The 9106-nt window shown below is 66.7% G+C and carries 13 protein-coding genes; 2 read left to right on the top strand and 11 right to left on the bottom strand.

Features of this window, described 5'->3' with window-relative positions:
• Nucleotides 1-64 precede the first annotated feature (64 nt).
• The 5 genes from ABS64_RS01295 to ABS64_RS01315 all read right to left on the bottom strand — a co-directional run bounded on the left by ABS64_RS01295 (nucleotide 65) and on the right by ABS64_RS01315 (nucleotide 4663).
• On the bottom strand, nucleotides 65-1711 hold the full coding sequence (locus ABS64_RS01295; protein ID WP_292680243.1) for a hypothetical protein: 1647 nt from the start codon (nucleotides 1709-1711) through the stop codon (nucleotides 65-67).
• The gene (locus tag ABS64_RS01300) at nucleotides 1708-2034 is read right to left on the bottom strand and encodes a helix-turn-helix transcriptional regulator (protein ID WP_061683557.1); all 327 of its coding nucleotides are present in this window, start codon (nucleotides 2032-2034) and stop codon (nucleotides 1708-1710) included. The genes ABS64_RS01295 and ABS64_RS01300 overlap by 4 nt, the downstream gene beginning before the upstream one ends.
• Nucleotides 2031-3125, bottom strand: a complete 1095-nt coding sequence (locus ABS64_RS01305; protein ID WP_242086195.1) for a tyrosine-type recombinase/integrase — start codon at nucleotides 3123-3125, stop codon at nucleotides 2031-2033. Before ABS64_RS01305 ends, ABS64_RS01300 begins: the two co-directional genes overlap by 4 nt.
• 129 nt (nucleotides 3126-3254) lie before the next feature.
• Nucleotides 3255-4247, bottom strand: a complete 993-nt coding sequence (locus tag ABS64_RS01310) for a hypothetical protein (protein ID WP_292680247.1) — start codon at nucleotides 4245-4247, stop codon at nucleotides 3255-3257.
• Complete coding sequence (locus tag ABS64_RS01315) at nucleotides 4244-4663, bottom strand: DUF3846 domain-containing protein (RefSeq protein ID WP_292680249.1); 420 nt, start codon at nucleotides 4661-4663, stop codon at nucleotides 4244-4246. The genes ABS64_RS01310 and ABS64_RS01315 overlap by 4 nt, the downstream gene beginning before the upstream one ends.
• Before the next feature lie 114 nt (nucleotides 4664-4777).
• On the opposite strand from ABS64_RS01315, the gene ABS64_RS01320 reads away from it, so the two are divergent.
• A complete protein-coding gene (locus ABS64_RS01320; protein WP_292680250.1) occupies nucleotides 4778-5278 on the top strand; it encodes a hypothetical protein in 501 nt (166 codons plus the stop codon).
• Nucleotides 5275-5754 carry a hypothetical protein gene (locus ABS64_RS01325; protein ID WP_292680252.1) on the top strand — a complete coding sequence of 160 codons (480 nt, stop codon included), beginning with the start codon at nucleotides 5275-5277 and terminating at the stop codon, nucleotides 5752-5754. Before ABS64_RS01320 ends, ABS64_RS01325 begins: the two co-directional genes overlap by 4 nt.
• A gap of 10 nt (nucleotides 5755-5764) precedes the next feature.
• Here the strand turns inward: ABS64_RS01325 and ABS64_RS01330 are convergent, their stop codons facing one another.
• The 6 genes from ABS64_RS01330 to ABS64_RS01355 form a co-directional block, all read right to left on the bottom strand.
• On the bottom strand, nucleotides 5765-6088 hold the full coding sequence (locus ABS64_RS01330) for a hypothetical protein (protein WP_292680253.1): 324 nt from the start codon (nucleotides 6086-6088) through the stop codon (nucleotides 5765-5767).
• A 168-nt stretch (nucleotides 6089-6256) separates the two neighbouring features.
• Nucleotides 6257-6478 (bottom strand): hypothetical protein, encoded by a 222-nt coding sequence (locus ABS64_RS01335; RefSeq protein WP_292680254.1) that lies wholly within the window; start codon nucleotides 6476-6478, stop codon nucleotides 6257-6259.
• A 414-nt stretch (nucleotides 6479-6892) separates the two neighbouring features.
• Nucleotides 6893-7267 (bottom strand): hypothetical protein, encoded by a 375-nt coding sequence (locus tag ABS64_RS01340; RefSeq protein WP_292680256.1) that lies wholly within the window; start codon nucleotides 7265-7267, stop codon nucleotides 6893-6895.
• A 58-nt stretch (nucleotides 7268-7325) separates the two neighbouring features.
• Entirely contained in the window at nucleotides 7326-8252 is a 927-nt protein-coding gene (gene dprA / locus ABS64_RS01345) for a DNA-processing protein DprA (RefSeq protein ID WP_292680258.1), read from the bottom strand.
• A gap of 158 nt (nucleotides 8253-8410) precedes the next feature.
• On the bottom strand, nucleotides 8411-8626 hold the full coding sequence (locus ABS64_RS01350) for a hypothetical protein (RefSeq protein WP_288120551.1): 216 nt from the start codon (nucleotides 8624-8626) through the stop codon (nucleotides 8411-8413).
• A gap of 213 nt (nucleotides 8627-8839) precedes the next feature.
• On the bottom strand, nucleotides 8840-9106 hold a 267-nt coding region (locus ABS64_RS01355; RefSeq protein ID WP_292680261.1), incomplete at its 5' end, for a hypothetical protein.

Here is a 9106-nt window from a genome sequence, read left to right on the forward strand (position 1 = left end):
AGCCGGACAGCGCGCTCACGCACCGCCAGATCAATCTTCTTCGGCATGATGACATCCAATCAACTCAAAAGGATGCGGCATCAAACCTGGGACGGTTCAGAAGGGTGTTGCCATCATCGATGATGTCCGCGCGCGTGAGGCGCAATACGTGGGAAGCGGGTCGACCGTAGAGGCCGCTGATGAGACCTGTGATCCGCGTGATCAGCGGCAGCGACTCGTCGGTGCTCAGTCTCTGGAGCCACTTCTTGTGTTCGTCTGGTGGGTAGCTGGTCGCTTTGAGACCGCTGGGATGCTTGATGGGTCGGAGCCGTCTTGCGCGGCCCGTCCGCGCGGCCCAGCGGAGAAAGTTTCGCAGGGAGGAGGCTTCCTTTGGGTTGTCGTCGAGGTACTGCTCGACGACGCTCTGCGGCGCTGTCCCGAGATCGATGCCGTTCTGGTCGAGGTGGTTGAGGAATCTCTCTGCTGTGCGGCAGATCAGTCGCGCCCGCATGTAGGACCCGTCCGTGATCCCCTTTTGCCTGATGAGCTGGCGGGTGCGTGCGGTGACTTCCCATCGGCAGAACGGTGTGAGGTGTCGCGCGACAGAGTCGGGCCGGTCGCTGAGGAAGGCGTCGAGCCATCGCTCGAACCGGACTCCACCTTCATCGCGCGGCTTGAGGATGCCGACGTCTGTAAGCGAGTGCCGGAGTAGGTTGGCAGGCTGGAAGGCTGGATGATCATCGAGTGCAGTGTGGCTGATCGGGATCTCCTCACGCAGCATCTTCCGGAGCAGGGCTGCGGTGCGGCTTCGCTTGGTCCACTTCGCCATCGATTGGGGTTCAGGGTGATCGAGTAGCCGCACTTGCAGGGGTGCGAGGAGCGAGCGCGTTCGCGCGGTTCCTTCGGCAAAGAGGTCATTGACGCAGTCGGTTGCGTGGCAGCGATGGCAGATGCGGCCGTACCGTGGCTCTTCGTTGCCACAACGTGGGCATGCGTATCGGGGTGGGGTTCCGGCGCATGTGCTGCAAACCAGGTTGCCGGCTTCGTCCACCGCGACGAGCAGAGCACTCGTGTAGCAGGTGGGGCACTTCTTCTTCGTGGACTTGGCGTGCCGGTAGCACGACTCGCAGGTGTCTCCTCCGAGGAAGGAGACGGCGATGGTCGTGGTCTTGTGGCAGTGGACACATCGCCCGATGCGTCCATCCGCGCAGTTCTCGCAGACGCTATGGCCGTCGACTCGCTTGTGCGCTGGCTGCATCCGATCGCAGATCGTGCAGAGCCGGTAGTTGGCGGGATCCTTCCTCCAGCACGTCCCGCACACGGCCGAGCCGTCTTCGAGTCTGCGTCGAATGATCTTAGGGAGGTGGCATCGGCCGCAGATCTTCGGTGTCGCCTTGGTATAGCACCCGTGACAACATCGTGAGCCGTCGGGGTGATTGGCTCCGAGCAGCAGATCTCGATCACAGTGTGTGCAGGCCGGCACGACAACATCGTGCCCTTGTGCGCGGGCGAGTCGGAGAAGCCGCTGCGCGGAACGACTCATCTGCTGATCGCCGTTGTGCGCGTAGTTGGGCGAGGTTTGCAGGTATTGGATGAGCCAGGCCCGGGCGGTCGGCGTTTCTACGACTAAACCGAGCATCTCGGCGACACCCGCCTTGCCGATCGTCTTCCACGGTTCCCCGTCGCTGACTAACAGGGCGGCGATGTCGGCAAGGGAGGTGGTGCTGCTCATTGCTGGTTTGGGCGCACGATGCGGGCGGGGACGGGCCCTATTGCACCGTCAGTCACCGGTCGCCCCGTAGTTGCCTCCTTCGCAGCGGTGGCGGTCGCGGCGCTGAACGAGATGAGATCGTTGGGGGTGCAGTCGAGGATGTCGCAGAGCGCGTCGAGGACCTCAAGATTCAGGCGCTGGGGAGTGCTGGTGACCAGCCGATACACCTGTTCTCGGGATAGCTTCACGCCGCGGGAGGCGAGCAGCGGGACGAGCTCGGTGGTCTTGTAGATGTCGTGGAGCGCGAGGAGCTTTCTCAGGTTCCACTCGACTTTGCGGGTCATGCCGATTCCTCCTTCTGTCCGTGCACCCTGCTGAGCGCCTCCTGCAACATGCGGTTCTTGAAGTCGTCGCTGACCGACGTGTAGATGGCCGTCGTCGAAGATGCATTGTGTCCAACCTGCTCTTGGACGAATCGCTCCGCGTATCCGAACTCGATGAGGTGAGTGACGTAGGAGTGACGGAGACTGTGAAGAGTGAGGGTCTTGTCGAGCCCGAGATCGTCGCGGATGAGGGCGAAGCGTTGATTCGCATGCCGATACGCGACTCGGCTTCCTCGCTCGGTGAGCCAGAGCGCTCGTGTATCGACCGCCTTCATTCGAGGACGAAGCTGCTCCACCCACACTTTGAGTCCATCGATCGCCCACTCGAACTCCGGCACGGCGAGTATGGTTCGTCGTCGAGGTGGGGAGCCTGGAAGCGCCTTCCCGAACCGCACGTGGATCTTGCCATAGCTTCCCCAGTGCGGAACTTCGGGGTTGGGGCGTAGGTCGTGCAGATCCAGCATCACCGCCTCCCGTCGACGTAGGCCGAACGCGTAGATGGTCTTGAAGAACTGCGAGTCGCGTAGCGCGGGTAGAGCACCCTTCCGTCCGGATCTGAGCAGGCTGACGGCGATCTCGTCAGCGCGGGCGAAGAAGGCTTCGAGTTCGTCGTAATCGAGTGGGCGACGGCCGGGCTTCGCCTCGAACTCGGACAGATGCGCGTATGTGTTCCAGTCGTGGCAGATCTGGCCAGGAGCCGTGCCGAACCGTTCGATGCACAGGTCATGCCAGTCATAGGCGGGGTTCGAGAGATACCCGCAGAACCAGCGCAACCCGAGGTGATACCCACGGATCGTTGAGTGGGCGAGCTGGGTTCCACCCGAGAGAAGTGACGATGTGTAGTCCTCGACATCTCTCTCCGTCCACTCCCACGGGTACTCGCCTGTGAATTGCTGAAATCTGCCCGCGATCGAGACCCGCGACTGGATGGTCGACGGCGCCAATCCTCGTGACCGCATCGACAGTGCGAACCCCTCGAGCATCTGGTCGAACATCATCTTCGCCGGGTCCAGCGGGATCACCGGTGCAACACCGCGGAGTGTGCGCCTCATTTCACCTCGATGCATCTATCCCAACAAAGATGGCTATGAGCCTAACACAAGGGCGTTTAATGCATCGTTCTCTAATCGCGATCGGCGACGGTCACGAGATGTTCGACGACGATGCGGAACGCGACCAAATCAGCTGCTGATCAGCCAAGAGCCCCCCGCCCAGAAGTCGAAGGTTAAGGTGACGCAGGCCCATCGAAACCCGGAAGCTTGCCCCAACAACGGCACACGCGACAGGATCACAGTCGTCAGCAGTGCATGGTGATCCCTCACCGCCCGCAATCTCCGCAGAGTCATCTGATGCAACAGTGCGCACTTGTAGCGGTGGTTGCCGGGGTGGCGGATCTTCTGCGTCCCGATCTCCTCGAGCGCTGTGCGCAGCCAGCTGCGGGTGTCCTCGTGTGCTCGGCGGGCTCGTGCGCCGAGGGTCACCAGGTGGCGCTCTGCGGCTTCGCAGCCCTGCTCGCCGGTGCGGATCTTCGAGAGGGTGCGTTCGGGGAGGACGAGCCCGGCGGAGGGGACGTAGTTGATCGTGCGGGCGGTGGAGCGGCCGAGGCTGACGGCGTTGGTGGCCTGGTAGATCACCCCGACGTGGCCGGGGGTGATCGTCTCGACGCGGGTGACCGATTGGCCGTCCTCATCGACGTCGGCGATCGCGCGCTGCCGCTGCAGAGGATCGGCGAAGGTGACCACCCCGCGGAGGCTGGCCGCGGCAGCCTGGCGCCAGACCTGCGCGAGGAACCAGGATTCGGCGTTCGCGGGCACGGCGTCGGTGAGCACGAAGCGGCCGAGCTCGAGCGATTCGGTGAACGGCTCGAGGTCGGGGAAGACGTTGGTGAGAACGGCTGCGCGCATGGGCACCGACAGGACGGCCACCCCGGTCAGAGGGCCGTCGTCGACGAGGGCCTCGTCGTCGGTGAACAGGCCCCACGCGAGGCGGGCGGCGGGGTAGGAAGCGCTGTAGTGGTGGCGGCACACGAACGCGCGCGCGAGTGCCTCGGGTATCGCCGCGACGGTGAACCGCCGGCGATCGAACCCGCCTTCGGAGGCGTGGCGCCAGGAGTGCCGGCCGAGCGTCCACCGCTGGCAGGCGGTGGACGTCGGCGACGCCGGCTGGGGCATCACGCGCTGAGGGTGCGGCGGATGCTGTCGACGATTGAGTCGTCGACGTCGACGAAGTCGCCCGAGGCATCGTCAAACCCGACGATCACGACGTCCCCGACGAGTGGGCGCTTCGCGATCGTGCTGGCGAGGAGGTTCATCGGCAGGCGCTGGATCAGCCCCTCCTCGTTGGCGATGAGATCGTGGCGATCGTCGAGGCTGACGGTCTCGATGTAGCCGCCGACCGCGCGCTGGTAGTCCTCGAGCTCACCGAACGCTGCGATCGCGAGTTCGCCGGTCGTCGTGATCAGCAGGCCCTTCGTGCCCGGCGCTTCGGCCGGCACCGTGTACGCGTGGTTGTGCGGGCAGTCCGCTGTGGTGGTGGCGACAGTGCAGGTCGTGCCGTCGCTGTGGGTGGCAATCCAGGCGGTGATGGTCATTGCATCCTCCGTATATGTTGTGTATCTGACATGCACAACACTAACAGGCGGGTATGACATCGGCAAGGGTCTGCTCGCTGCGGCGGGTGATTGACGGCGTGAGACGATGCCGCGGTGACCACCACTCAGCACATCGGCGCAGCGGGCGAGCTGCTCGTGCAGTACCGGCTTCTCAAGCTCGGCATCGACTCGGCGAGGATGACGACGGACTCGGGCATCGACCTGGTGGTCTACTCCTCGCTGCGCGCCGAGGCTGTCACCGTTCAGGTCAAGACCCAGACGGCCCCCTCTCCCTCGGGTGGCAAGGGGGCGTTGTCGGTCGGGTTCTACTTCCCGGATGATCTGCGCGCGGAGATCCTCGCGCTGGCGCTGTTGTCCACCGATCAGGTGTGGCTGTTCACCCGGGACGAGGCGCGCGAGCTTGCGCAGCAGCACAACGCGAAAGGCAACCGGCAGCTGTACTGGTACATGCAGCAGCGGCCGGCGCGAGGCGTCGGCCAGGCGCCGTTGCATGCCGGCGACGTCGAGCATCACCTGCTCGAGCGCCGCACGGCTGCTCTGTTCGGAGTGCCGGCGGCCGCGCCGGCGCCGGCGACCGATGAGGATCTCGCGTGAGCTCGCTCGCGCTGCCGGCCGCTTGGACGCGCGAAGGGCTGGAAGCTGCCGGTTTCACCGGGTTTGTGACCTTCGCCGAGATCCCGACCGTCGACATTCCTCCGCGGCCTGGGATCTATGTCGTGCTGCGCGCTGCGTCGACGCCGCCGACGATTCTCGAGGTCTCCGTCGCTCGCGCCGGGTCGGTGTACGCCGTCGACGACCTGCAGGGGCGCTGGATCACCGGGACGCCGGTTGTGTACATCGGCAAGGCCGACGCGAAGAGCGGCGGGCTGCGCACGAGACTGCGGCAGTACGCCCGTCGCGGTTCTAGCCACAAGGGCGGCCGGTCGATCTGGCAGTTGGCCGATCACGGCGATCTCTTGGTGGCGTGGGTGGAGACGCCCGGTCAGGTCGCCGAGGATGTCGAGATCGCCTATCGGGCCGCGTTCGCCGAGCAGTTCGGAGGGTGGCCGTTCGCGAACCGGCGCCGGTGAGGCGCCACGTTCACCACCCCCGGATGCGGTCTTCGACGTAACGGGCGAACGCTGCGCGCTGAGGGCCGGTGAGGTTGCGGGCGGCCTGTGTCAGCGCCTCGATGTGGTGCTCCATGTGGGCGGCGTGCTTCGCCGCTCTGTTGCTCGCGCCCGCGTCGGCCTTGGCTTGGTAGGCCGCTCGATCGGCAACCTGCCACCGGGTGAGGGTGTCGCGGTCGATCGTCTCGTCGAAACCGGTGATGCGGGGGGCTCGCGGCCCCTTGGAGTAGTACACGTTCGGGTCGTCGGCGGGGCCTTCGAGCGTGATGCGCTGCCCGATCTGTGCGCCGGTCACGAGGGCCGGCCTTGTAGTACCGCGGCGATGCGTCGTCGTCGGCGTAGGCGTAGCCGATCTTGCCGGTGCTCAGCGGCCGGCGGCCCATGTACGTGACTTCGGATGATCGGGTGTCGCCGGGCTCTGTGGTGGTGCTCACGTCGGTCTCCTGGATCTCTCGTGGCCTATTCAGCGTCGGTACGGGCCGCTGGTCGCGAGCAGTCCGATCGGGGCAGCTGCGATCGGCGTGGGCCGACCGAGCGGTGAGCGGGTGGGCTGAGCGGGCCGGGCGGCGTTCTCGGCGGGGCCTTCGATCTCGAACCCGCATTCGCAGCTGTACAGGCCGACATCAGGGGCGTCGTCGGCGGGGATGTACATGACCTTCGGCTGGTCACAAATGAGACAGCGCATGCTGATCCTCCTTGATCTAGTTGTGTATCTGACATACAGAACAATATCAGATGGAGCGGACAAGAGGAAGCGGCTCTGGCGCATCCGTGATGTGGGGAGGTCTTCGCGAACGAAGACGAGGCGGAAGGGGCGGGGGGGGNCGGAAGGGGCGGGGGCGGCGGTGTCAGGGACGCCGCCCCCGCCGGCAGCGGGCCGGGTGGAGGACGAAAGGCCGGCTGCTATTGACGGGCGAGCGGCGAGCGGCGAGCGCTCGTCAGGCTGCGTGTTGGTGCCCGTCCTGCCGGGGGGATCGTCCTGGTGGCGCGATCCCCGCGGGTCTGATGGTCTGTGTTGCCCTGCTATTGGGTTGTGTATCTGACATACACAACACTAGTGCATGTCGGGGTGTGCCGCAAGTTCCCGATACGACCTGGTTCAGGTGCGCAGCTGGGCGCGGGTGTGCGGGGTGGGGCTGTGCAGGATGCGGGTGAGTGTGCGCGCGGTGCGCGCCCACTTGCGGATGCCGAACGCGGGGATAAGCAGCAGCGGGAGGCCGGCGGCCGCGGCGGGCCAGGACAGCAGCCCGAACGCGCCGAGGAGGACGAGGCCGCCCAGAATGTGCCAGGCGATCATCGCGGCTGCGTGGCGGCGAGCTCGAGAGGCGCGGCGCAGGATGTCAGCGTAGGCGGCGATCGGGGCGTTGCGGATGTGGCGTCGCCACAGCAGCAGTGCGAGCAGCGCAGCGATCCAGAGCAGCAGCAGCGCGGGTGTGGCAAGGGCGAGCGGGTCGACGTCGTGCGGGGTTCCCATTGGGTGTCCTCTCCGGGCTGTGGTGCGGGGGCCGGCGGGTGGCTGGCCCCCGCGGGCCTCAGTGACCGAGCAGTTCGTAGGCCTCGTCGGCGCTGGTGACCAGGTGGGCGTCGGCCTCGCGGATGAGGCGGTGGCATCCGGTGGATGTGGCGGACGTGACCGGGCCGGGGACGGCGCCGACCGTGCGACCGAGGGCAGCGGCGTGGTGGGCGGTGGTGAGCGACCCGGATCGCACGCCGGCCTCGACGACGACCGTCGCGGCGGTGGTCGCGGCGATCAGTCGGTTGCGAGCGAGGAAGCGCCAGCGGGTGGGTGCGGAGCCGGGGGCGACCTCACTGGCGACCACGCCGCCGCGGTCGGCGATCCGGGCGATCAGCTCGCTGTTCCCCGCGGGGTAGGGGCGGTCGGCCCCACCGGCGAGCCAGGCGATGGTGGACCCGCCCGCGGCGAGGGCTGCGCGGTGTGCGGCGGCGTCGATGCCGTAGGCGGCTCCGCTGACGATGACGATGCCGCGACGGGCGAGGTCGGCGGCGATCTCGGCAGTCACGTGCTCTCCGTAGCTGGTGGCTGCGCGAGCGCCGATCACAGCGATCCGTTCGGGCAGGTCGCGGGTGAGCGGGGCGAGGGTGCCACGCGCCCAGATGATGTGCGGAGCGGCGTCGCCGAGGTCGCTCAGGCCGGGGATGGTGGCCGGGTCGATCAGGGTGATGCCGTGGCGGGCGGCGGTCTCGAGCGCCTGGTCGATGAGGCGGGCGTTGTGGCGGGGCAGCCAGCGGGCGGCGGCTTGTGTGGCCTCGTCGACGTCGATGTCTGCTGCGGCGAGTGCGGCGAGGAGGGCGTCGCGGCCCGCGATGAGCGCCTCGAGCGCGGCGGTGTGGCCGGCGTGGCGGGTGAGGGTGCCGGCGGTGGTGTCGCCGGGCTCCGTGATGGTCGACCAGGCGGCGCGGGCCTCGAGGGCGGTGGCGGTGGTGAGTGTGGTGTTCATGTGGTCCTCCCGAACGTGTTGTGTATCTGACATACACAACACTAGCAGATCAGATGCGGGATGGGAAGCGCGCAGCGCGGGAGATTTCGAGGGCGCACGCTCGAAATCGAGCGCAGAGGGCGGGCGCCCGCCGGGGTGGCGACGAGCGCCCATCTTTCCTATTCGGCCTCGGCGGTGCGGGCGAGGGTGTCGATGATCAGGGTTCCGTCGTGGGTGGGGGCGGTGACGGTCGAGATCAGGGCGAAGCCGCGGCGTCCGTAGTCTTCGAGATCCTGTGCCCGGTAGGCCATGTTGTTGTTGCTGGCCGAGTAGCCCTCTTCGCTGTCGTAGATCCGGGTGGAGATCGTTTCGTAGGCGACCTGGGTGGTGGTCATGGGTTCCTCCTAGTGACTGTGTTGTGTATCTGACATACACAACAATAGCGCTCGTCGCCGACATTGGCGAGACACCGGGATAGGGGTGCTGCTCATATAGGCCGGCGTCGGCGACCTTCCCGGACATGGGGTACTGCCGGGTGGCCGGGTGGTTCCGCTCGCGCGTGTGTTCCGGTGGCCCTGGCGGGGCGCTGTGGCCCCGCCAGGGGCGGGTTAGGCCCGCTCGGTGCTGACGATCTCGACGTCGAAGCTCTCGTGCCCGTTGGCGCGGTACGCCGCGAGCACGTCATCGAAGTCGATGCCCTCGCGGGCGTTCTCGTCAGCGTCGTCCTCGGTGGTCGCACTGGTGGAGTAGGTGACCCGGACGGTCACGGTGACCTCGGCCTCCACTTCCCAGTCGCGGCATCGGGGCGTTCCGTTCATCGCCTCGGCGAGTCGGTCGTACTCCTGGCAGAAGTCGGCGTGATCGGCGATCCGGCC

Source organism: Microbacterium sp. SCN 69-37 (genome assembly GCF_001724435.1).
Classification (GTDB): Bacteria; Actinomycetota; Actinomycetes; order Actinomycetales; family Microbacteriaceae; genus Microbacterium; species Microbacterium laevaniformans.

Bases quoted from the DNA above. Each gene is read 5' to 3' on its own strand.
- dprA (WP_292680258.1), bottom strand. From the start codon at position 8,252: ATGAACACCACACTCACCACCGCCACCGCCCTCGAGGCCCGCGCCGCC.
- ABS64_RS01335 (WP_292680254.1), bottom strand. From the start codon at position 6,478: ATGCGCTGTCTCATTTGTGACCAGCCGAAGGTCATGTACATCCCCGCC.
- ABS64_RS01305 (WP_242086195.1), bottom strand. From the start codon at position 3,125: ATGAGGCGCACACTCCGCGGTGTTGCACCGGTGATCCCGCTGGACCCG.
- ABS64_RS01340 (WP_292680256.1), bottom strand. From the start codon at position 7,267: ATGGGAACCCCGCACGACGTCGACCCGCTCGCCCTTGCCACACCCGCG.
- ABS64_RS01300 (WP_061683557.1), bottom strand. From the start codon at position 2,034: ATGACCCGCAAAGTCGAGTGGAACCTGAGAAAGCTCCTCGCGCTCCAC.
- ABS64_RS01350 (WP_288120551.1), bottom strand. From the start codon at position 8,626: ATGACCACCACCCAGGTCGCCTACGAAACGATCTCCACCCGGATCTAC.
- ABS64_RS01315 (WP_292680249.1), bottom strand. From the start codon at position 4,663: ATGACCATCACCGCCTGGATTGCCACCCACAGCGACGGCACGACCTGC.
- ABS64_RS01295 (WP_292680243.1), bottom strand. From the start codon at position 1,711: ATGAGCAGCACCACCTCCCTTGCCGACATCGCCGCCCTGTTAGTCAGC.